This window comes from Limnohabitans sp., assembly GCF_031538885.1.
In the GTDB taxonomy this organism is placed as follows: domain Bacteria; phylum Pseudomonadota; class Gammaproteobacteria; order Burkholderiales; family Burkholderiaceae_C; genus Limnohabitans.
This window is the reverse complement of the sequence record NZ_JAVKLW010000015.1, coordinates 1-22,494: the sequence shown is the minus strand read 5'-3', so window position 1 is coordinate 22,494 and position 22,494 is coordinate 1. Positions and strand designations below refer to the sequence as shown.

Here is a 22,494-nt window from a genome sequence, read left to right as displayed (position 1 = left end):
CACGAAGTCATCCAGACGCCGCATGGTGAATAAGCTCTCTGTGAAGGTGTCGGCTCCGCGCATGATCTGAAAAGTGTGGCTTGCAATAGTGCTTGGTCTATAACGCACCAACAGGCTCGGGCGTGGACCTTGATGGGGGGGTATTTCAGCAGCCTTATAAGGCTTCGCTCTCTTTTAGCGAACACATACAGACTTATATAGACGTATGCGGATAGGTGTGCTGGCGGAAACGGAGGGATTCGAACCCTCGATGAGGCTCTACACCCCATACTCCCTTAGCAGGGGAGCACCTTCGGCCACTCGGTCACGTTTCCAGCAGGTATATATTATGCACTAACTTATGCAGCAGGTTGGTCCAAATCGAATGCTTTATGCAGCGCACGCACAGCGAGTTCCATGTATTTCTCGTCGATGACCACCGAAGTTTTGATTTCAGAGGTGGAGATCATTTGGATGTTAATACCCTCTTCGCTCAACGAGTGAAACATCTTGCTGGCAACGCCCACGTGGCTGCGCATGCCAATGCCAACGATGGAGACTTTGCAAATTTTGGTGTCACCTTGTACGTCACTTGCGCCTAAGGCTGGCAACACTTTGTCTTTGAGTAAGTCGGTGGTGCGTGCGAAGTCGTTGCGGTGTACGGTGAAGCTGAAATCGGTTTTGCCATCCTTGCTGATGTTTTGAATGATCATGTCCACTTCAATATTGGCTTCGGCTACAGCACCTAGGATTTGATAGGCGATACCAGGCTTGTCGGGTACACCTACCACAGAGATTTTGGCTTCATCGCGGTTGAATGCGATGCCCGATACGATTGCTTGTTCCATTTTTTCGTCTTCCTCAAAGGTGATCAACGTGCCTGATTTGGCTTCTTCGTTGATGTCGATGTCCCACGCGGTGAAGCTGGACAACACGCGCAGCGGCACCTTGTATTTACCAGCAAATTCGACCGATCGGATCTGCAAAACTTTGCTACCCAAAGATGCCATCTCCAGCATCTCCTCGAAGCTGACCGTATGCAAACGACGCGCTTCAGGCACCACGCGTGGGTCGGTGGTGTATACGCCGTCCACGTCGGTATAAATCAAGCACTCTTTGGCCTTGAGGGCTGCCGCCACGGCCACGGCTGAGGTGTCAGAGCCACCACGGCCAAGGGTGGTGATGTTGTCGTGGTCATCTTTGCCTTGAAAGCCAGTGATGATGACGACTCGGCCTGCATCCAAATCGGTACGCACGCGTGCATCGTCAATCGATTCGATGCGGGCTTTGGTGTAGGCGCTGTTGGTGCGAATGGGCACTTGCCAACCGGCGTAGCTGACCGAGGGCTGGCCTTCTGCTTGCAGCGCAATGGCCAACAAAGCTGAGGACGCTTGCTCACCAGTAGCAGCCAGCATGTCGAGTTCGCGGTTATAGGCCGAGTCTGCTTTGGAGGGCGCCAACTCTTTGGCGAGGCCAAGCAAACGGTTGGTCTCGCCGCTCATGGCGGAGGGAACCACGACCATTTGGTGACCTGCGCGGGCCCATTTGGCCACGCGCTTGGCGACGTTGCGAATGCGTTCTGTCGAGCCCATCGAAGTGCCGCCGTATTTGTGAACGATCAATGCCATATGTGGTGGAAAAATTGTTGTGTGATCAAACAAAAGCTAAAGATTGTAGCAACGCAGTACAGCGCCATCGCGTCTGACAAAGCCTCGCCCTACCTTGATGTCAATGTGGTGGCCTCGGGTGGTACACGCTTTGACTTGCACCAACAGGGCTTGCAGTTGCGCTGCACTGGCTTGTGAGTGCTCTTGTGCCAACCAATGGCGAAGCACATTGGCTTGTCGCGCAAGGCTGAGTTGCTGCAAGGCTTGGATGGCGGGCGGGTTGCCGATGTGTGTTAGATCTTGCGCCGCCACTTCTTGCAGCAGGGTTTGTGCTTGCGCCGCGTGTGAGGCGCTGCGGGCAAAGGTTTGCCGAAACGAGGGGAAGGCTTGGTCGATCACCGGCAACAGCGCAACACGGATGCGATTGCGGGTGTAACGGATATCGGAGTTGGTGGGGTCTTCGACCCACGCGTGGCCTGCGGCGTGCAGTACATCACGCAGGGTTTGGCCCGGCACATGTAGCCAAGGGCGGTGATAGGTCAACCCATCGCGCACTGCCAAGGCAGGCATGCACGCCAAACCGGGCAAGCCTGCGCCACGCGAGAGCGCCAGCAACAAGGTTTCCACTTGGTCATCTGCATGTTGGGCCAACACAATGTCTTGAATGCGCCCTCCCCAGTTGTCTTGCACCGCTTGTGCGAGCGCACGGTAACGCGCTTGGCGGGCCGCGTCTTCTGGGCTCTCGCCTGCAGCCTGGGTGGCATTCACGCGTTGTACCACCAACGGTACGTCTAGCTGCGCGCACAAGGCTACGCAATGCGCTTCAAAACCATCGGCAGCGGCTTGCAAACCGTGATGCACATGCACGGCGTGTACCTTGCCTGGCCAACGGGTAGCACAGGCCATGAGTAAAGCGGTGGAATCGGCACCGCCGCTGAGCGCAACGGCGAACGTGCCTAAATGCTGGAGCGCGTCCAGCGAGGGGAAGTTAACGCGCGTCAGCTTTGGTGTCGGTGTAGCGGCCATAGCTTTGCAGGCGCTCGTAGCGTTTGTCGAGCAACTCTTTGACCTTCATGTCGGTGACTTGACGCCAGGCGTCGTTCAAGCCACGCTTGAGCTGAGCCGCCATCTGCCTGGGATCACGATGCGCGCCGCCCACGGGCTCGTTGACGATTTTGTCCACCAAACCTAAGGCTTTGAGGCGATGTGCGGTGATCCCCAATTGTTCAGCAGCGTCTTCGGCGCGGTCAGAGGTTTTCCACAAAATCGAGGCACAGCCCTCGGGGCTGATGACCGAGTACACCGAGTACTGCAACATCAACACTTGGTCCGCCACGCTGATGGCCAAGGCACCGCCCGAACCACCCTCACCAATGATGGTGGTGATGATGGGCACTTCGAGTTGAGCCATTTCGAAAATATTACGCCCAATTGCCTCCGACTGACTGCGCTCTTCGGCGTCGATGCCAGGGTATGCACCGGGCGTATCCACAAAGGTAAATACAGGCAACTTGAACTTTTCAGCCGTTTTCATCAAACGCAAGGCTTTGCGGTAGCCCTCAGGACGGCTCATGCCAAAGTTGCGCGCTGCACGCTCTTTGGTGTCACGGCCTTTTTGCTGACCCAACACCATGCAGGCGTTGCCATTGAAGCGGGCCAAGCCACCGACGATGCTCAAGTCATCGGCAAAGTGACGGTCGCCGTGCATTTCGACGAAGTCGGTGAAGATGTCATTGATGTAGTCCAACGTGTAGGGGCGCTCCGTATGGCGGGCAATCTTGGTGATTTGCCAAGGCGTGAGGTCGCTGTAAATCTCTTTTGTCAGCTGCAAGCTTTTCTTGCTGAGTTGTTCAATCTCGTCCGATATATCAACGGCTGACTCGCTTTGCACATAACGCAGTTCCTCAATCTTGCCTTCGAGTTCAGCAATGGGTTGTTCAAAGTCGAGGAAAGTTTTTTTAGCCAAAATTAATCACTCCTTAGCTGCTCAATATTCCACTGGCAGCGGATCTAGCGAACGCCAAATATACCAAGTCGCCACACTGCAAAAAGGTGCCCATGCCGCCGCCACCTCGCGGGCCTCGCTGCGGCTGACCGCCTCGCCCGAAAAGTAGTTGTGGCTGATGCCGTTGATGAGGCCCACATCATCCAGTGGCAACACATTGGGCCGCATGAGATGGAAGATCAAAAACATCTCCGCCGTCCAACGACCAATGCCGCGAATGGCGACCAATTCGTTAATGATGGCTTCGTCATCCATCAAGGTCCAGTTCTTCACATGCAAGGCACCGCTGTCAAAGTTCAGCGCCAAGTCCACGATGTATTCAACTTTGCGTGCTGACAAGCCCGCCCCACGCATGTCATCCACCTTGAGCTTGAGTACATTGGCTGGCGTGATTTTGCGTGGCAGTTTGGCAAACCTGTCCCACACGGTTTGGGCCGCCTTGACCGAAATCTGTTGACCCACGATGCTGCGCGCCAGCGTGACAAAGGCGTCCCCGCGTGACTGCAACGAGGCCTCGCCAAACTGCGGAATGAGTCGCTTCATCACCCGATCTTTTTTGACCAAATGCTTGCACGCCTCGGCCCAGTAATCGGGCGTGGCGGTGGTGACGTTTTCTTGAGTAACGATCATTTAACCTCGCTCCCAGGTTGTGCCCGTGGGGGAATCTTTGAGGATGATGCCTTGAGTCAACAAGTCATTGCGGATGCGATCTGCTTCAGCAAAGTTCTTGATGGCTTTGGCCGCAGCGCGATCCGCGATGTGGGCTTGGATGGCGTCCTCGTCCACACGGGCACCAGCTTGGGCAAAGGCTTGGGGGGCGTCTTGCAGCAGGCCCAACACGCCGCCTAAGGCTTTGAGCAAGCCTGCCGTTTGGCTGGATTGGGTGCGGTTGACTTCGCCCGCGAGTTCAAACAACACGGCCACCGCTTCGGGGGTGCCAAAGTCATCGTCCATCGCGGCCTTGAAGCGTGCGGCGTGTGGCTCGGCCCAATCAATCGTCACCGCATCGGGCGTGACTGTGCCCAGCGCGGTGTAGAGGCGCTTCAACGCGCCACGTGCATCGTTCAAATGCACATCGCTGTAGTTGAGCTGGCTGCGGTAATGGCTGCGCACCACAAAGAAACGCGCGGTTTCTGCATCAAACTCTTTCAGCACATCACGGATGGTGAAAAAATTGCCCAAGCTCTTGGACATTTTTTCGTTGTCCACATTGATAAAGCCGTTGTGCATCCACACACGGGCCATCGGTTTGCCACTGGCACCTTCGCTTTGGGCGATTTCGTTTTCGTGGTGCGGGAACTGCAAGTCAGCACCGCCACCGTGGATGTCAAAGCTTTGGCCCAACATCTCGCAACTCATGGCCGAGCATTCGATGTGCCAGCCGGGGCGGCCTGCGCCAAAGGGGCTAGCCCATTTCACTTCGTCGGGTTCGCTTGTCTTTGCCGATTTCCACAACACAAAGTCAAGTGGGTCGTGCTTGCCATCGTCCACGGCCACGCGCTCGCCCGCTTGCAACTCGTCAAGCGACTTGCCCGACAACTTGCCGTAATCGGCAAACTTGCGCACGGCGTAGTTCACATCGCCGTTGCTGGCTTGGTAGGCCAAGCCTTTGGCTTGCAAAGTGCCAATCATCGAGAGCATTTGCGGCACATAGTCCATCGCACGGGGCTCGTGCGTGGGGCGTTCGATGTCAAGGGCATCGGCGTCTTGGTGTAGGGCGTCAATCATGCGGTCGGTCAGGCCGCGCACGGTCTCACCGTTTTCAAGTGAGCGCTTGATGATCTTGTCATCAATGTCAGTGATGTTGCGCACGTAGGTGACGCGATAGCCACTGGCCTTGAGCCAGCGTTGCACCACGTCAAACGCCACCATGGAACGAGCGTGGCCCAAATGGCACAAGTCGTACACCGTCATGCCACACACATACATGCGAACGTGTCCGGGTTCTAACGGCAAAAAATGTTCCAGCGCACGCGTGAGCGTGTTGTGAATGCGAAGCGTCATGAGTGAATCGAGAGAAGACCGCAATGAAGGGTCGGTAATGAGGTGAAAGCCAAAGAGTCGTTGAGACCCTCTGTTTTACAATGTCTCCAGTATACAAAGCACATGACAAACCCTCACGCCCTCTCTTCTGCTCCGTTTTTGGCACTGCCTGCGTCAAGCCCCTCCCCAATGCAAACCCGATCTATGGCGACATGGGCGCTGAGCTTGGCGCTGAGCATGGCGTCTTGGGCTGCCGCAGCGCAAAGCGTGGAGGCCTTGGAGTGGCAACCGGGCCAATCGATGATGCCCACGGTCATCAGCACACCGCACAACGATATGCGCAAGCTGCTGCGCCAAGCGAAGTATCCCGACGCCTTGCTGCTGGCCAACAAAAACTTGGCGACCAACCCGCGTGACCCACAAATGCGTTTTTGGCAAGGCTTCTTGTTTGAGCAACTGGGCCAACTGGACATGGCCTTGCAGGTTTACTTAGCGCTCACGCAAGAGTACCCAGAGTTGGCCGAACCCCACAACAATTTGGGCGTGCTTTACGCGGCCAAGAGTGACTACCTCAATGCCAAAGTCTCTCTCGAGGCGGCCTTGCGTGCCAATCCTAGCTACGCAACTGCCCAAGAAAACATGGGCGACTTGCTGGTCAACATGGCCCGCCAATCTTACGAACGTGCGCTGGTCATTGAGCCCACGCTGCGCGAACCTGCTCTGAAAATTCAACGTCTCAAACCCGTTCTTGATATGACACAAGGCAACCCATGACCCTCATACACCTCACCCGCCGAGCCCTCGCCCCACTCGCTTTTTGTGTTCTTGCTGGGACGGGCTTGGTCCCAACAGCGATGGCGCAAGATGCGCCACGGGTGAAGTTTGTCACCAACGCAGGCGAGTTTGTGGTCGAGGTCTATCCAGACAAAGCGCCTAAAACCGTGGACAACTTTTTGCAATATGTACGCGAGAAGCACTACGACGGCACCATTTTTCATCGTGTGATTGGCAACTTCATGGTGCAAGGCGGTGGCTATGACCAACGCTATATCGAGCGCCGCACACGCCCACCCGTCGAGCACGAGGGCCGCGAAGCCTTGGCCAAAGGCGGCCCGCGCAACACCCTGGGCAGCATCGCCATGGCGCGCACCAATGTGCCGAACTCGGCCACCGCCCAGTTCTTCATCAACGTGGCGGACAATGGCTTTTTAGACCCCTCCGCCCAACAACCCGGCTACACCGTGTTTGGCAAAGTGATTTCGGGGATGGAGACCATCAACAAAATCAAAAGCACGCCCACCGGTTTTGGCGGCCCCTTCCCCACGGATGTGCCACGCACACCCATCGTCATTCAATCCGCCACGCAGCTTTGAGCGCCGCGCTGGTTTCACGCTTTCAAAGTCAAAGGAAACACCATGAGCAACCCACAAGTCGAACTGCACATCTTGGACCACGGCGTCATCACCATCGAACTGGACGCCGAAAAAGCCCCCAAGTGCACCGAGAACTTCTTGCACTATGTGAACAAAGGCCACTACGACAAGACCATTTTTCATCGCGTGATCCCCGGCTTCATGGTGCAAGGTGGCGGCTTCGAGCCCGGCATGACGCAAAAAGAATGCGACGCCCCGATTGAAAACGAAGCCAATAACGGCCTCAAAAACAACCACTACACGCTGGCCATGGCCCGTACCTCCGACCCACACTCGGCCACGGCGCAGTTCTTCATCAACGTGGCCGACAACGACTTCTTGAACCACAAAGCACCCAGCATGCAAGGCTGGGGCTATGCCGTGTTCGGCAAAGTGGTGAGTGGCAACGAGGTGGTTGACAAAATCGCCGCCGTCAAAACAGCCCGCAAAGGCTTTCACGACGATGTGCCCAAAGAAGACGTGATCATCGAAAAAGCGGTTGCGCTTTAAGCCCCGTGCCATCGCTGTCCCCCACGCTGCCTACGCCTGTGCCCTGCGTACAAGCACCGCATGCGTGGCAGCGCGTGGACTTCATCTCTGATCTGCATCTAGACGCCGACGAACTCGCCACCTTCCAAGCGTGGGCGAGCCACATGGCGCACACCCCCGCAGACGCGCTCTTCATCTTGGGGGATTTGTTTGAGGTGTGGGTCGGTGATGACAACCCTGACCCCTTCGCCCAGCAATGCATGGCCGTGCTCAAGGCCACGGCACAGCGCATGCCTGTGTATTTCATGTGCGGCAACCGCGATTTTTTGGTGGGAGCCGACTTGCTCGCCGCCACAGGCATGCAAGGCTTGAGCGACCCCACGGTGCTGTCACTAAGTGCGAACGCCAGCAACACCACCACACGCATCTTGCTGAGCCACGGTGACGCCTTGTGTTTGGATGACCACGACTATGTGGCGTTTCGCGCCCAGGTGCGTCAGCCGCAATGGCAAACGTCATTCTTGGCAAAACCTTTGGCCGAACGCCAAGCCTATGCACGCAGCATTCGTAACCAAAGCGAAGCACGCAAACAAAACCATGCCAATACTCTTGATGCCGTCGGTTATGCCGATGTAGACACACACGCTGCGGTGGACTGGCTCAAAGCCGCTGATGCACACGTGCTGCTACACGGCCACACCCATCAAGCTGCGGTACACGACTTGGGTCAAGGCCTGAGCCGTTGGGTGTTGAGCGACTGGCATGCCGATGCCCAACCGCCTCGCCTTGGAGTGCTGTGTTGGCTGCGTGAGCAAGCCAGCAGCCCCACACATGGGCTCAGTCGCTGGCCGTTGAGTACAAGCTAGCGCTTGAGCAACACCTTGAGCGCGGCTTGCAAGCGACGTGCGGCCGCTTCGTCATACGCACCACCCAAGACGTGCGCAGCATCGGCAGCCCATGTCATCTGGGGCGAGGGATCGTTGCGACGCGTCAGCATTTGCAACTGCAAGGCGCGCCGCGCATCCATCTGTGCGGCGAGTGTGGGCAAATCGGCCGCAACTTCCAAACGCAGCAACGGCGTGACCGTGTCGCCTTGCGGTTGCGCCGCCAAGGCTTGCGCCCATTGGGTGCGCTGTGCAGGCGAGAGCTTGCTGCCAATCGCTTGCGCAGCGGGCAGTTGGGCAGCATCACGCTTTTCCCAGGCGTGCATGAGTTGGGTCAACACCTCGCCATGGGCGTGAGCGGCCAAACGGCGCAACGCGTCTTGGGCAGATTCCAACGCATGGCGTTGGGCACGAAAGGCAGCATCGCCCAAACGTGGGCCACGCGGGGCAAAGCCGTCGCGTCCGCCATCGCGTGAAGGTTTGCCGTCACGACCACCAAAGCTAGGCTTGTCACCAAACTTGCCACCTGGCTTGCCATCGCGACCACGCGTGGCCGATGCAGCGTTGGTGCGCTTTTGGCCCGGGCGGTCATCACCGCGCACCGCCACCACGGGGCGAGGTGCAGCTTTGGGTTTGGCGGGTGCTTCGGTGGCAACGGGCTCGGGTACCGCATCAGAAGCGTCAGATGTAGGTGCCTCCGTCGTATCCGTTGCAGCGACATCGCTGGGCGCAGCGTCCGCACCCTGGTGGGGTGTAGCGGAGGCTTGAGTGTCTTGTGCTTGCGCTTCTTGAGCCACAGGCTCTGAAGCAGGTTCAGCAGCCGTCACAGCGGGAGGGGCGGCAACGGGCTCGGCCACCACCACTTCACCGTGTGCGATTTGCTCCAAGGCTTGCATGGCGGCGCGAATCTGCGCGGCATCGCCTTTGGCGGTGGCGGACTCCAAAGCCTTGGCCGCTTCGAGCACGACTTTGTCGTGCGGCGTCAGCGCCGCTTGCGACTGCTCACGCACGGACGATTTGCGCGCAAAGGCTTCGTCAATCGGTTGACGGAAGGCATCCCACAGTTTTTGTTCTTGCTTGCGGTCCAGCAACACGGCATGGGCCTCTTCTTGCCAGCGTTGCTGCAAGGCTTTGACCGCATCCACACGCAAGCTAGGCGCAGCGCCCAAGGCTTGGGCTTCGGCAATCAGGGCTTGGCGGCGGGCCAAGCTGGCTTTTTGCATCACTTCCAGCGGTTCGTGCGCGGCGTGGATGGCGGCTTTCCAAACGGGTTGCAGCTCGGCAAACATTTTTTCGCTCAGGTGGCCGCTTTCGCGCCAGCGTTGGGCGAACTGGTGCAACTGTCGGGCCACGTTTTTCCAGTCAGGGCCGTTGGCATGTTCGACAGTCCACGCTTTGACTTCTTCGATCAAGGCCAAACGCTGGGCTTTGTGGGCCGTGGTTTGCGCACGCGCTTCTTTGAGCCAAACCTCGACCACTTCGTGAGCGCGGTTGCAGGCGCTGTCAAAACGCTTCCACAGCGCAGGATTGGGCGCGGCTTCTTTGTCGATTTTTTTCCATTGCTCGCGCAAGTTACGCAAGGTTTCTTGCAACTTGCGACCGCCCATGACGGGCACACGCGCCACCTCCTCGGCTTTGGCTGCGGCAGGAGCGGATGCTGGGGCGGTCACTTCAGTCGGTGTGGCTTGAGCCGCCGCGTCGGTAGAGACCTCGGGCGCGGCGCTTTCTGCGGTGGGCAACGCTTCGGAGGTGATTGCGGGTGAGGTGGAAGCTGGCTCGACGTCAGCAGGCGCATCTATTGGCACGTCGACGGTCGCGACAGATGCCGTCACTTCCACGATGACGCCATCCGCCACAGGCGCGTCTGGCAGGGCGGCGGCCTCATCGGCTTTGGGTGCTTTGACCTTGGCAGGTTTGGCCACAGGAGCTGGCTTGAACAAGGCTTCGGCTTGCATCGCCAGTTCTATGCGCTTTTGGTCTACCACGGCTTTGTCAGCGCTCGGTTTGACTTTGCGAGTGGCGTCTACACCCGCCACACCCGCAGCAGCAGGCGGCTTTGGTGCTTTGGCGGAGGCTGCGGCCTGGGACAACACTTCGCCACGGGCCACACGGATTTGGTCAGCCCACGCAGGCACGGCGGGCAGTGGCGCGGCAGCATCTGCGGCGGCGGCTTCGGTCAAGCTCAGGGCTTCGCCAAACGCGGTCCAGACGGCTTGCACTTGCTGGGTGCTGGTTTGCAAAGCAGGTGGGAATTTGGCATCCACACTGGGCCACTGGGCGTTCGCCGCCAAGGCTTGGGCTTGGGTCAACCAACGGTCGAGGTCTGCCTGCAAGGCATCGCACTGGGCCAAGGCGTCTTGCCACGGCTTAGTGGACAGCACTTCAATGCGCTGCGCCAACAGCACAGCAGCTTCACGCTGCACTTGGGTTTGGTGTTGCAGCTCTTCAATGGCTTTGATGCGTTCGGCCAATGCGGTTTTCAAACTCGCCAAGGGCTCACGCGACAAGGGGGCGCCCGCTTTGGCGGCATCGCGCTGCCAGCCCATGGCATCGCCTAAGTGGATGCGAGTGGCATCGCGCAAGGCTTCGCCTTTGGCCGCCCACTCCGCGATCAAAGCGTCTTGGCTTTTGCTGCGACGCAACTCGTCGATTTTTTCGCGCAGCACTTTGGCAGCGCCTTTGTCGCGGTGACTCATTTCGGTGAAGACCGCCTGGAGTTGCTCCAAGGTGGGTTGGTTGGGCAACCAATCACGCAAACGTGCGGCACGATCTGCCGATGTTGAAACAGAGAAAGCACCGCCCGTCAATTGGTCAAGCGCAGCGAGGTTGAGAGGTTTGTCAGAAGAATTAGTCACAAGTAGGGCTCACAGGAAATTTTGCGTGATTGTCGCCGAGGCTTTAAAATTTTTGCCTATTCTTTATTTATAAATTTATGCCTATTCCTATGTTTGCCAAATTACAGCAAGGTCTACGCACCTTTGCGACCGATGTGGCGCAGGGGTTTTTTGCCATTTCTCACAACGGCTTGGCCGTGGTGGGCCTGTCTATTTTCTTTTTCGTGGTGGCACTGAGTGTGCGCACCGACCTGCGGGTGGTGGCCGAAGCCAAGGTCATCAGTTGGTTGCAGGAGCGCCAATACGACGAACTGGGCATTGCCACCGACGCCGACGCCGTGGACCGCGCCACCGCCACCGACCCACGCGACTTACCCAAACAACAAGCCAACTTGGCTTATTGGCTCAGTAAAAAATACCGCGTTGCACCCGAACCCCTGAGCGCACTGGTTGCCGAAGCCTATAACCTCGGTCCCAGCAACCAACTGGAGCCAACACTCATCTTGGCCATCATGGCGATTGAATCGGGCTTCAACCCTTTCGCCCAGAGCAACGTCGGCGCCCAAGGCCTGATGCAAGTCATAACCAAGGTCCACGAACAAAAATATCAAGGCTTTGGCGGCTCCTTGGCCGCGTTTGACCCCGTGGCCAACGTTCGCGTGGGCGTGAACGTGCTCAAAGAGTGCATCAGCCGCTCTGGCAGTCTCGAAGGCGGCCTCAAACTCTATGTGGGTGCGGGCAACATGAAGGATGACCAAGGCTATGCCAGCAAAGTCATGGCCGAAAACGCCCGCTTGCAACAAGTGGCCAAAGGCGTGAAAGTGCCTATCACCCCCCCACCCGCCACCGCGGCTGAAGCCGCCACCGCCCGCTTGGAAAGCCTGTGGAAAAAAGCCCAGCGCTTGACGCCTTTTGGCAAAGATGAGGGTGAGTAAGTGGGGTAATTGAAGCGCGGTAAACTCTCACTCGTGCGCAACTGGCGATAGGCGTGTGGGGCATTTGCCCTGTACCGCTGACGTGGATGTATGACCACTGGGAAGCGCGCAGCCTCTGAGATACAGAGGTGTTTTGTCGTTCGCCTGGGCAGCCCTGCCGCTACTTTTCGGTTAAAGCCGGGACACCACCTTTTTCTAGGACTGCCAGTATGTACAACCGCAACATCTTGATCGAACAAACCGACCCCGAAGTCTGGGCCGCCATTCAGGCCGAGAACGCCCGCCAAGAGCACCACATCGAGCTGATTGCCAGCGAGAACTACGCCTCGCCCGCCGTCATGCAAGCCCAAGGCTCGCAACTGACCAACAAATACGCCGAAGGCTATCCCGGCAAGCGCTACTACGGCGGCTGCGAACACGTGGACGTGGCCGAGCAACTCGCCATCGACCGCATCAAACACATCTTCGGTGCTGAAGCCGCCAACGTGCAGCCCCATTGCGGCGCATCGGCCAACGAAGCTGTTTTCTTGGCGTTCTTGAAGCCCGGCGACACCATCATGGGCATGAGTTTGGCCGAAGGTGGTCACTTGACCCACGGCATGGCACTCAACATGAGCGGCAAGTGGTTCAACGTGGTGTCCTATGGCCTGAACGACAAAGAAGAAATCGACTACGACGCGATGGAGAAAAAGGCCCACGAGAGCAAGCCCAAACTCATCATCGCGGGTGCCTCGGCCTATAGCCTGCACATTGACTTCGCACGCTTTGCCAAAGTGGCCAAAGACGTGGGTGCCATCTTCTTGGTTGACATGGCCCACTACGCGGGCCTCATCGCCGCTGGCCAATACCCCAACCCCGTACCGCACGCCGACGTGGTGACCTCCACCACCCACAAGAGCTTGCGCGGCCCACGCGGCGGCATCATCTTGATGAAAGCCGAGCACGAGAAAGCCATCAACAGCGCCATCTTCCCTGGCCTGCAAGGCGGCCCGCTGATGCACGTGATTGCCGCCAAGGCCGTGGCCTTCAAAGAAGCCATGCAACCTGAGTTCAAAGACTACCAAGCTCAAGTGGTGAAAAACGCCAAGATCGTGGCTGAAACACTCACGGCCCGTGGCCTGCGCATCGTCAGCGGCGGCACGCAAAGCCACGTGATGTTGGTGGACCTGCGATCCAAGAAAATTACGGGCAAAGAAGCCGAAGCAGCTTTGGGCGCTGCGCACATGACGATCAACAAGAACGCGATTCCGAACGACCCAGAAAAACCCTTCGTCACCAGCGGCGTGCGCATTGGTACACCAGCCATGACCACGCGTGGCTTCAAGGACGAAGAGGCTCGTATCACCGCCAACTTGATTGCGGATGTGTTGGACAACCCACACGATGAAGCCAACATTGCAGCGGTGCGAGCCAAGGTACATGCGCTGACCGCTAAGTTTCCTGTTTACAAGTAACGTCTGATCGCCCCCCTTCCTCTGCGTCGGGGGTTTTGTTTTTAGGTGGCTTGTTTTCGTGGAGGTTTCTCGCCGGAGATGGCACGGGTTGCAGGCACGGTGGGCTCTTCATACTGGGTACAGAAATCATCACCCGCCGTACCCACAACCCGCGCTGTGTGAGTTAGGACTGGTTCGCTCGTTGCATTGCGACTTTGCTGGCACGACCCGTCCGCGTGAAGTCTGCGAGCGGTGCAACTTCGTTCGAACAACTGCGACGATTGAACCATGCGAGCGAAGCAACGCACGTCGCAGACTGAGGGTGTTTGGTATTGGCCGCTGACGATTTGTGGTACGCCTGATGAGGAAGCGGCCGATACCAAACACCCTCAGCGAGCCCCGCAAAAAAAGAACGCAGACAAGAACAAATAAGCACAGATTAAAGCAAAACCGAGAACACCCCATGAAATGTCCCTTCTGCGGCCACCTAGAAACCCAAGTCGTCGAGACCCGCATGTCCGAAGACGGTAACTCCATTCGCCGCCGCCGCCAATGCGGGGCGTGTGAAAAGCGTTACACCACCTACGAGCGCCCCGATGTCAGTTTTCCCAACATCGTCAAAAAAGACGGGCGCCGCATCGACTACAAACGCAACAAACTCTTGGACTCCATGAGCCTCGCCCTGCGCAAACGCCCCGTCAGCACCGAGCAGGTAGACAACGCGATTGAGCGCATCGAAGAAAAACTTCTGGCACTTGGCCAACGCGAAGTGCCCTCCACCCGCATTGGTGAGTTGGTGATGCGAGAGCTCAAAAAACTCGACAAAGTGGCCTACATCCGCTTTGCCAGCGTGTACCGCAGTTTTGAAGACATTGACGACTTCAAGAGCTTGGTGGACGAAGTTCGCAAATAGTTTTCGAGTTTTAGCAAACAGCCAAACCACCTTCAAAACCTAGCATTTGCAATATGCAAACGCTAGGTTTTTTTGTCGCTAAACAGACAACGCAGCAAGGCTTCACCTTCACCGAACTTTTGGTGTGCCTTGGCGTGATCGCCAGCTTGGCTGCCTTTGCCACCCCTGGCTTGCAGAGGCTCCAAGAACGCCATCGTGTGGATGCCGCCCGCGATCAACTACTCAACGACTTGCAAGCCTCTCGCCTGCGGGCGCTACAGCGCAGCGAGCCTTTGCAAGTCGCACGTTTGCGCGATTGCGCTTGGGCCACATCGACAGAAACCGATTGGAGTTGCGGCTGGGAGATTCGTCTCAAGTCCAACTCAACCGTGCTGCAAGCCTCGCCACTGCACACCCCGTTGCAAGTGACGTTTGGCAAGTCAACCCCGCTCGATGTCAGCGCACGCGGCGACTTGGGCAACGTGGGGGACCGATGGGTCATCCGATCACGCAACACCGCGCTGGGCATTGCCAGCGTGGTGTGCCTCAACAGCACCAGCCGTTTACGCTGGCAGTCGGGCGAGTCATGCAACTGAACCGCGTCACGGGCTTTGCCTTGGTCGAAGCATTGGTGGCTATGCTGGTGTTGGCCTTTGGCGTATTGGGTTTGTTATGGATGCACCAACACGCCTTGGTCTTGCAACGCCAACAACTTATGCGCTCGGTGGCCGCCGGCATTGCCGACGATTTGGCCGAACGCATGCAACTCAACGCGCCGCAGCGTGCCATGTATGCCCGAACGTGGGGGACAAGTGCAAGTGCAACAGCCAGCGCCAGCCACAACTGCGCGGCCACCGCCTGCAACCGCAGCGAACTCGCACAGTGGGATGTGCAGCAACTCCAGACCGCCTTGCAAACCCAGCTTCCAGAGGGCGATGCTGCGGTGTTCAACCTCGCAGACACACCGGCTTGGTGGGGCATCGTCATCGCTTGGCGCGATGCCACCGAAACCTACCGCACTGACACCACCGCTGGCACACCGCCCTGCCCCGCGCAAATGAGCTGTTGGCGCTTGTTCTTGCGGCCTGAGCGATGAGGCGCCTGCCATGACCACCTTGTTGCCTCAACGTGGCTTGACCTTGCCAGAGCTGCTGCTCGGGCTGGGCTTGGGGCTGCTGGTGACCGCCGCAGGCCTGTCCGCGTATGGCAGCAGCCAACAGACTTGGGCCGCGATGGCGGCAGCCGACGCAGTCCATGCCAATGCCCGCATGGCCCTGCACACCGTGCGTGAGCAAGCACACCTAGCAGGCGGCGTCTATCTCAGTGCAAGCAACAGCTCCGAAGGGGGCATCACCGTGGACTTATCACCGACGGAGGAAGCTGGGCAAGCTGCCCTCGCGGGCGTCGAAGGTAGCAAATACGTCGAAAGCCTCAGGTTAGGACATTGGCATGCCTTTGATGCACTGGATTGCCAAGGCAACACCAGCAGCACACAAGCCACCGTGAGCAACCACTACAAACTCAACACCAACAAAGAGCTGACCTGCAAAGACCTCAACCTCAGCGGCAGCACCTACCAAGCCTTGGCCGAAGGCGTGGAAGACTTCCAGCTTCGCTACGCCGAAGCGAACCCAAGCAGCCAAACCATGCAATGGAAAACCGCAGACCAAGTCAGCGCCATGTCGCAGGTCATGGCCATTGAAGTGTGCTTGCGCGTGGCCAGCATCAATACCGTTCACAACGCCAAACCCAATGCAGATCAAACAGGCTGTCAAGGCGAGGCACTCGCCGCCGATGGCCGCGTGCGCCGCGTGTTCAAACGCGTCATGACACTGCACAACCGCCAAGGCCTGATGCCATGAGCCACGCCAGACATGCTGCACACGGCCTTGCCTTGCCCACACTCATGGGCTTGCTGGCGATGGCCAGCCTCGCCACGCTGTTGGCCATGCGCCATCTGTGGGTGAACGAGTTGCTGCTCAACGCCGAAGCCGACCAGCTGCGCACCCGACACAAAGCGCAAGCCGTCTTGCCACTGGCGGTGCAAGACATCGTGGGCCCCAGCAACGCCGCCAGCAGCCCAAGCGACACCAGCCCCACCACCGACATGCGCCACACCGTGGGCACTGACACACAAACCCATGTGTTCTTCCCCTCGTCTGTGGCCGACTATCCCGTGCTGCGCCAACGCCTAGGTGCAGACATCTGCCGCGCAGGCATTTGCGCCCCCACCGTGCTAGACGCCAGCGCCAACACAGCCAGCTACTGGAAGGCCAACACCGCATCAGCCATGCCCGTGGCAGCGCAAGACATGCCTGAGGGTGCGGGTACAGCGGGTTACTGGGTGGAGGTGTGGCCACGCACAGAGAGCGGTCAGTTCATCTACCGCATCACCGTCTTGACCAACGGCGTCTTGCCCGGCAGCAGCACGGTGCTGCAAGCCATTTGGACACGCCCCACTCCCACGGCCACCAGCGGCCAATGGCAGAGCTGGCATGTGCTGCACAACTGACCGAGCAAGCGCACCATGACATCACACACACACCGCAGCCGGGGCTTTAGTCTGATCGAACTGCTCATCACCGTCGCCTGCATCGCAGTCTTGGCCAGCATGGCGTGGCCCAGCTACCAGCAACACCTGTTGCGCAGCCAACGCACCCAAGCGCGGGCGTCGTTGCTGCAAGCCGCACATTGGCTTGAGCGTGCGGCCAGCGCCAACGGAAGCTACCCCAAGCTGGCGGATGTACCCGCCAGCGTGCTCGCCATCCCCAGCCAGCGCTATGTGCTGCAACTCACCACCACCGCACAAACTTACACCTTGCGTGCGCAACCTGTAGGGCCACAAGCAACGGATGAATGCGGCACGCTCACCCTCAATCAATTGGGGGAACGTGGGGTGCTGAACGCCAAACAAAGCAGCGCCATCTGCTGGAGCCTTTGACGCGGCATCACACCAAGGGTTGGCACGCCGCCGATAATGCCGCCCATGCCCACACACACACCCTTCACCGTCACTGACACCGCCCACATGGCCCAAGCCTTGGCCTTGGCAGAGCAAGCCCTGTTCATCACCAGCCCCAACCCCCGTGTGGGCTGCGTCATCGTCGGCGCTGACGGTGCCGTGCTCGGCAGCGGTCACACCCAACGCGCAGGCGGAGCCCATGCCGAAATCATGGCCTTGCGTGATGCGCAAGGCCATCGCCGCGACGTGGCAGGTGCCACCGCGTATGTGACGCTGGAGCCTTGCAGCCACCAAGGACGCACTAGCCCCTGCTGCGACGTCCTCATCCAAGCGGGCCTGGCCCGTGTGGTGGTGGCCTTGCAAGACCCCAACCCCCAAGTGGTCGGCCAAGGCATCGCCCGTTTGCGTGCTGCGGGTGTGCAGGTGGATGTGGGCTTGCGCGAAGCGCAAGCCCACGAACTCAACCTCGGGTTTTTCAAACGCATGACGCACGGCACACCGTGGGTGCGCCTGAAGATCGCTGCCTCGCTAGACGGCCAAACCGCGCTGGAGAACGGCGTGAGTCAGTGGATCACCTCTGCCCCCGCGCGTGACGATGGTCACGCATGGCGTGCTCGCGCATGCGCGGTGCTCACCGGCATCGGCACTGTGTTGGAGGACAACCCACAACTCGATGTGCGCGCCATCCCAACGCCACGCCAGCCCACACTGGTGGTGATGGACAGTCAACTCGAAACGCCACTCACCGCCCAACTGTTCAAGCCGCAACGCCCCGTGTGGATTTACTGCGCAGTCGACCACGCCAAACGCCGCCAAGCCCTGGAGGCCCAAGGCGCCCGCGTGGTGTGCCTGCCCAATGCCACTGGCAAGGTGAACCTTGCGGCCATGCTGCAAGACCTTGGGCAAAAACAGATCAACGAAGTTCATGTGGAAGCTGGCCACAAACTCAACGGCTCCCTGCTGAGCGAAGGCTTGGTGGATGAGTTGCTCACCTACCTCGCGCCCAAGCTCATGGGCCAAGGCCGAGGCATGACCAACCTCGGATCATTCACCACGTTGGATGATGCAAAAGCCCTCACGTTTCACGAAGTGACACAAATCGGAGCTGATTTAAGGATATTGGCCCGCCTTGCGCGGTAAGCGGGCTGTAAACCTGCGAAAATATCGCCATGTTCACCGGAATCATCACCGGCGTGGGGCGCATCACCGCTGTCCACGACCTGGGTAGCTCTTTAAGCCACGGCAAGCGTCTCACCATCGAGGCCCCTGCCGCGTATCTCAACGACGTCGCACTGGGGGACAGCATCGCGCTCAACGGTGCTTGCATGACGGTCACCAGCTTCGACCTTGACACACACATCTTCACCATCGACATCTCGGCTGAATCACTGGCTCGCACCAGTGGTTTGACCGAGCTTGGCCGCGTCAACCTTGAAAAAGCTTTGCGCGCGCATGACCGCTTGGGCGGCCACATCGTGTCCGGCCATGTAGACGGCATTGGTCATGTGAGCCACTTTGCGCAAATCGGCGAAAGCTGGGAGCTGCGCATCATGGCGCCCACCGACCTCGCTAAATACTTGGCCTACAAAGGCTCCATCACCATCAACGGGGTGAGCCTGACGGTCAACCGTGTGAAAGACTTTTTTGACGCCGACGGTCCCTTGGGACTGCGCGGTGCAGAAGTCAGCATCAACCTCATTCCTCACACCTTGGACAACACCGCTTTGGGCTCACTCAAAACGGGCAACACGGTGAACCTCGAAATTGACACCGTGGCCCGCTATGTCGCAAGAATGCTTGCAATGTCATCGGATGCCTGATCCTCTTGCCTCACATCCGCAGGACAAGGCCATCACACACACAAATTTATCAAAGGATTTACTCATGCTTCACCGTCGCTCGTTCATCACTCAAGCAGCAAGTGCCGCCGCTGGCATAACTTTGCCCAGCAAAATGCTGCACGCGCAAACCAATGCACCTGCGTGGGATTTTCTGGTTCCTGGCGATGTGATTGATGTGATCGCACCATCTTCCCCCGTTGACAATCCGAAAGAGCGTTACGCCAAGATCAGGGCGTATTTCGCCAACACGCCTTTTCAGGTGAACATCCCAGAAGACATGATTGAACCCACCTCTCCTTTGGACGAGGCCAACACGATTGAAAAACGCGCACAGTTCCTTCACAACGCCTTGACATCAAACTCAAAGGCAATTTGGGCCATTGGCGGCGGCGGCTGGGGCAGCAGCATATTAGGGGCGCTAACGCGCTACCCTCGCCCCGCCAAAGTCAAACCTATTCTTGGCTATTCTGATGTGACGGCATTGCATGTTTATGCCAATGCTTATTTGAAGTGGCCATCGATTCACTCGGTCGTGCTGGGCATCAACGGGGATATATCCCCTGGGTGGAACCATAACGGAATCGGTTCCGCACTGGATGTTCTGAGCGGCAAAACACCTCACGTCACTTACCTCTTTTCCGCCTTGAACTCTAGGGCTGCGACTATGACAGAGGCGAAGACAAAAATCGTCGGCGGTAATTCGCTACTGGTATCTGCACTCAACGGCGCGCCCGACTTCACACTCGACACGCGGGGGAAGTTTGTGTTTTTAGAGTCAATTGCGGATGACCCTGGTCGGTTTTCCCGCAAGCTCATCGGCATGTCGTATTCCCATTTACTACAAAATTGTGCAGGGATTATTTTTGGGGATATTCTCCATGAGGGCGGGAAAGCGAACCCACCAGAGATACAAGCGCAATTCGATTACATCATTCGACGTTTTGCACAGCAGTTTGCCCCTGGGAAAATTGTGTTGAAAGCCAACGATCTTTTTGGACACGGCCCTACAAACATGCCTTTACCCATGAACACCGCGGCTGTTTTCAGCCGCCACGGTGACACCGTCACAGGCATCGTCAGCGCCAACCTTGTTTAAGCAGCTTTTATTGCTATCACAACAGCGGCTCATTGAAATTTTGGAGAACGATATGGCTTTTCGCATCAAATTTTTTCGAATGCTGCTCTTAATCTTGCTCTCGTGTGCGAGCCATTTGGCTTGGAGCGAGCCGACATGTAAGCCCTCATGCAAGGTTTACCTCACGATTGATGATGGGCCTCTTGCTGGCGCAGCTAACATCATGGACGTGTTTTCACAAGAAAAAGTGCCCGTCACCTTGTTCATGGTGGGGATGCATGTCCAGAGCTATCCTGATGGTGAACAACTTCTCAAACAAGCCAAAGCGCTGAACCATGTGCAAGTCGGCGACCACAGTTATTCACATGCACACGATCACTATCGATACTTCTATTCATGTCCTGAATGCGTGGTGAAGGACATGACGCAAGGAGCGCAAGTACTCGGCCTTGATTTTAAAAAATCAATTCCTTCGCGCTTACCTGGACGCAATGTTTTTCGATTGAAAAACCTGAAGCAAGATGATCCCTACATTGATGCGCAAGAACGTCTCAAAGAACAAGTAGATGACGACTTGGTATCTCGCGCTGGATTTGACTTGTATGGATGGGATTTGGAATGGGCCCATCTCTCCTTAGGCAAACCTGTACAGTCTGTGCCTCAATTGCTCAACGAGATAGATGATGCCTTCGAGACGGGCAGCACAACACGTGGAGGTAAGCTGATTTTATTGATGCACGATCAAATGTTTCCAAATCACTTCGATGGCCAATTGCAACTGACAATGTTGATCAAAGGTTTGCAACAGCGGGGTTATGTTCTCGACGACCTACGCAACTACTAAGAGGAATCACAAAGCACATGACTACTTTTAGAAGAATTTCGCCATGAGCAGCACACACACATCAACCCCAACGTCAACAACAAGCTCCGCTCATATCGCTTCCGTCGAAGACATCGTGGCCGACATGAAAGCCGGTCGCATCGTCATCTTGGTGGACGAAGAAGACCGCGAGAACGAAGGCGACTTGGTGCTGGCCTCTGACCACGTCACGCCCGAGGCCGTCAACTTCATGGCGCGTTTTGGTCGTGGACTGATTTGCCTCACGCTCACACGCGAGCGCTGCGAATATTTGAAGCTGCCGCCCATGGCCGCACGCAACGGCACGGTCTACAGCACCGCGTTCACCGTCTCCATCGAAGCCGCCGAGGGCGTGACCACCGGCATCTCTGCAGCAGACCGCGCCAAAACCATTCAAGTGGCTGTCGCCAAAGCCACCCAGCCTAGCGACTTGGTGCAGCCCGGCCATGTGTTCCCACTGCAAGCGGTCAACGGCGGCGTACTGATGCGCGCTGGTCACACCGAAGCGGGCTGCGACTTGGCCGCGATGGCGGGTTGCTCGCCCTCGTCCGTGATTTGTGAAATCATGAAGGACGACGGCACCATGGCTCGCTTGCCTGATTTGCAAATCTTCGCGGCAGAACACGGCCTAAAGATCGGCACCATCGCGGACCTGATTGCCTACCGCAGCCGCAACGAATCCTTGGTACACAAAGTCAGCTCGCGCCCCATGCAGACCGCGCATGGCGAGTTCACCGCCAACGCCTACAAGGATATGACCAGCGGCGACGTGCACCTAGCCCTTGTCAAAGGCTCTTGGGGTGCTGACGCCGAAGTGCTGGCCCGCGTGCACGAACCACTCTCGGTGCTCGATGCGCTAGAGCCCAGCCGCGTCATGCACTCTTGGGGCTTGGATGTCACCTTGGCGCGCATCAGCACCGAAGGTACAGGTGTGGTGGTGCTGCTCAACTGCGGTGAAAGCGGTGAGCAACTGCTCTCACAATTCGACGGCACGGCTCGCTCGGCCCATGGTCCCGAGCGTGGGCGCATGGACTTGCGCAGCTACGGCGTGGGCGCGCAAATCTTGCGTGACTGCGGCGTGCAAAAAATGCGCCTCATGGGCAACCCACGCCGCATGCCCAGCATGACGGGCTATGGACTTGAAATCACGAGCTATTTGTCCGGCGGATTCAAGGACGAAGTGCAACAAAGATGAACTGGTTATAGGTGGCTGAGGATGCGAGAGCATCATGGCCGCTTTAACCGCCAAGTCGAAGTTGCCCAATGTACAAGCACCTCAGCCGAGAAGAACGATACCAAAT

Annotated in this window: 23 protein-coding genes, 1 tRNA gene and 1 riboswitch; of the genes, 17 read left to right on the top strand and 7 right to left on the bottom strand. The window is 57.9% G+C overall.

What is annotated here, in order from left to right; translation table 11 throughout:
* Positions 1–221: 221 nt before the first annotated feature.
* The 6 genes from RMS03_RS01110 to cysS all read right to left on the bottom strand — a co-directional run bounded on the left by RMS03_RS01110 (position 222) and on the right by cysS (position 5,595).
* A tRNA-Ser gene (locus RMS03_RS01110) sits at positions 222–314 on the bottom strand.
* A gap of 24 nt (positions 315–338) precedes the next feature.
* Positions 339–1,607: an aspartate kinase gene (locus tag RMS03_RS01105; protein ID WP_310625285.1), complete on the bottom strand. Its 1,269-nt coding sequence runs from the start codon at positions 1,605–1,607 to the stop codon at positions 339–341.
* A gap of 36 nt (positions 1,608–1,643) precedes the next feature.
* Positions 1,644–2,612: a tRNA lysidine(34) synthetase TilS gene (gene tilS / locus RMS03_RS01100; protein ID WP_310625284.1), complete on the bottom strand. Its 969-nt coding sequence runs from the start codon at positions 2,610–2,612 to the stop codon at positions 1,644–1,646.
* Entirely contained in the window at positions 2,575–3,552 is a 978-nt protein-coding gene (locus RMS03_RS01095) for an acetyl-CoA carboxylase carboxyltransferase subunit alpha (RefSeq protein WP_310625283.1), read from the bottom strand. The genes tilS and RMS03_RS01095 overlap by 38 nt, the downstream gene beginning before the upstream one ends.
* A 21-nt stretch (positions 3,553–3,573) precedes the next feature.
* Positions 3,574–4,221, bottom strand: coding sequence for a DNA-3-methyladenine glycosylase 2 family protein (locus RMS03_RS01090; RefSeq protein WP_310625282.1), 648 nt, complete (start codon positions 4,219–4,221; stop codon positions 3,574–3,576).
* Complete coding sequence (gene cysS, locus RMS03_RS01085) at positions 4,222–5,595, bottom strand: cysteine--tRNA ligase (protein ID WP_310625281.1); 1,374 nt, start codon at positions 5,593–5,595, stop codon at positions 4,222–4,224.
* A 168-nt stretch (positions 5,596–5,763) separates the two neighbouring features.
* On the opposite strand from cysS, the gene RMS03_RS01080 reads away from it, so the two are divergent.
* From RMS03_RS01080 to RMS03_RS01065, 4 genes are read left to right on the top strand one after another with little or no spacing between them, the layout of a single operon-like run.
* Complete coding sequence (locus tag RMS03_RS01080; protein WP_310625280.1) at positions 5,764–6,348, top strand: hypothetical protein; 585 nt, start codon at positions 5,764–5,766, stop codon at positions 6,346–6,348.
* Positions 6,345–6,947: a peptidylprolyl isomerase gene (locus tag RMS03_RS01075; protein WP_310625279.1), complete on the top strand. Its 603-nt coding sequence runs from the start codon at positions 6,345–6,347 to the stop codon at positions 6,945–6,947. The genes RMS03_RS01080 and RMS03_RS01075 overlap by 4 nt, the downstream gene beginning before the upstream one ends.
* A 42-nt stretch (positions 6,948–6,989) precedes the next feature.
* Complete coding sequence (locus RMS03_RS01070; RefSeq protein ID WP_310625278.1) at positions 6,990–7,496, top strand: peptidylprolyl isomerase; 507 nt, start codon at positions 6,990–6,992, stop codon at positions 7,494–7,496.
* A 14-nt stretch (positions 7,497–7,510) separates the two neighbouring features.
* Positions 7,511–8,341, top strand: a complete 831-nt coding sequence (locus RMS03_RS01065) for a UDP-2,3-diacylglucosamine diphosphatase (RefSeq protein ID WP_405023479.1) — start codon at positions 7,511–7,513, stop codon at positions 8,339–8,341.
* Here the strand turns inward: RMS03_RS01065 and RMS03_RS01060 are convergent.
* Positions 8,338–11,214 carry a DUF349 domain-containing protein gene (locus RMS03_RS01060; RefSeq protein ID WP_310625276.1) on the bottom strand — a complete coding sequence of 959 codons (2,877 nt, stop codon included), beginning with the start codon at positions 11,212–11,214 and terminating at the stop codon, positions 8,338–8,340. The two genes, RMS03_RS01065 and RMS03_RS01060, sit on opposite strands and share 4 nt — an antisense overlap.
* Positions 11,215–11,303: 89 nt before the next feature.
* Between RMS03_RS01060 and RMS03_RS01055 the strand changes: the two genes are divergently transcribed.
* The 13 genes from RMS03_RS01055 to ribBA all read left to right on the top strand — a co-directional run bounded on the left by RMS03_RS01055 (position 11,304) and on the right by ribBA (position 22,388).
* Positions 11,304–12,128 carry a lytic transglycosylase domain-containing protein gene (locus tag RMS03_RS01055; RefSeq protein WP_310625275.1) on the top strand — a complete coding sequence of 275 codons (825 nt, stop codon included), beginning with the start codon at positions 11,304–11,306 and terminating at the stop codon, positions 12,126–12,128.
* A 27-nt stretch (positions 12,129–12,155) separates the two neighbouring features.
* Positions 12,156–12,285, top strand: a riboswitch (ZMP/ZTP riboswitch).
* A 52-nt stretch (positions 12,286–12,337) separates the two neighbouring features.
* Positions 12,338–13,582 (top strand): serine hydroxymethyltransferase, encoded by a 1,245-nt coding sequence (glyA, locus tag RMS03_RS01050; protein ID WP_310625274.1) that lies wholly within the window; start codon positions 12,338–12,340, stop codon positions 13,580–13,582.
* 442 nt (positions 13,583–14,024) lie between these two features.
* A complete protein-coding gene (nrdR, locus tag RMS03_RS01045; RefSeq protein WP_310625273.1) occupies positions 14,025–14,474 on the top strand; it encodes a transcriptional regulator NrdR in 450 nt (149 codons plus the stop codon).
* Positions 14,475–14,527: 53 nt separating this feature from the next.
* The gene (locus RMS03_RS01040; RefSeq protein WP_310625272.1) at positions 14,528–15,049 is read left to right on the top strand and encodes a prepilin-type N-terminal cleavage/methylation domain-containing protein; all 522 of its coding nucleotides are present in this window, start codon (positions 14,528–14,530) and stop codon (positions 15,047–15,049) included.
* Positions 15,040–15,549 (top strand): type IV pilus modification protein PilV, encoded by a 510-nt coding sequence (gene pilV / locus RMS03_RS01035; RefSeq protein ID WP_310625271.1) that lies wholly within the window; start codon positions 15,040–15,042, stop codon positions 15,547–15,549. Before RMS03_RS01040 ends, pilV begins: the two co-directional genes overlap by 10 nt.
* A 10-nt stretch (positions 15,550–15,559) precedes the next feature.
* On the top strand, positions 15,560–16,315 hold the full coding sequence (locus RMS03_RS01030) for a PilW family protein (protein WP_310625270.1): 756 nt from the start codon (positions 15,560–15,562) through the stop codon (positions 16,313–16,315).
* Positions 16,312–16,965: a hypothetical protein gene (locus RMS03_RS01025; RefSeq protein ID WP_310625269.1), complete on the top strand. Its 654-nt coding sequence runs from the start codon at positions 16,312–16,314 to the stop codon at positions 16,963–16,965. Before RMS03_RS01030 ends, RMS03_RS01025 begins: the two co-directional genes overlap by 4 nt.
* A gap of 15 nt (positions 16,966–16,980) precedes the next feature.
* On the top strand, positions 16,981–17,394 hold the full coding sequence (locus RMS03_RS01020; protein ID WP_310625268.1) for a type IV pilin protein: 414 nt from the start codon (positions 16,981–16,983) through the stop codon (positions 17,392–17,394).
* Positions 17,395–17,439: 45 nt separating this feature from the next.
* Positions 17,440–18,555 (top strand): bifunctional diaminohydroxyphosphoribosylaminopyrimidine deaminase/5-amino-6-(5-phosphoribosylamino)uracil reductase RibD, encoded by a 1,116-nt coding sequence (gene ribD, locus RMS03_RS01015; protein WP_405023478.1) that lies wholly within the window; start codon positions 17,440–17,442, stop codon positions 18,553–18,555.
* A 29-nt stretch (positions 18,556–18,584) separates the two neighbouring features.
* Positions 18,585–19,235, top strand: coding sequence for a riboflavin synthase (locus tag RMS03_RS01010; protein WP_310625266.1), 651 nt, complete (start codon positions 18,585–18,587; stop codon positions 19,233–19,235).
* The gene (locus tag RMS03_RS01005) at positions 19,198–20,352 is read left to right on the top strand and encodes an LD-carboxypeptidase (RefSeq protein WP_310625265.1); all 1,155 of its coding nucleotides are present in this window, start codon (positions 19,198–19,200) and stop codon (positions 20,350–20,352) included. Before RMS03_RS01010 ends, RMS03_RS01005 begins: the two co-directional genes overlap by 38 nt.
* Positions 20,353–20,404: 52 nt before the next feature.
* Positions 20,405–21,175, top strand: coding sequence for a polysaccharide deacetylase family protein (locus tag RMS03_RS01000; RefSeq protein WP_310625264.1), 771 nt, complete (start codon positions 20,405–20,407; stop codon positions 21,173–21,175).
* A gap of 43 nt (positions 21,176–21,218) precedes the next feature.
* Positions 21,219–22,388, top strand: coding sequence for a bifunctional 3,4-dihydroxy-2-butanone-4-phosphate synthase/GTP cyclohydrolase II (ribBA, locus tag RMS03_RS00995; RefSeq protein ID WP_310625263.1), 1,170 nt, complete (start codon positions 21,219–21,221; stop codon positions 22,386–22,388).
* The last annotated feature ends 106 nt before the right edge of the window (positions 22,389–22,494 follow it).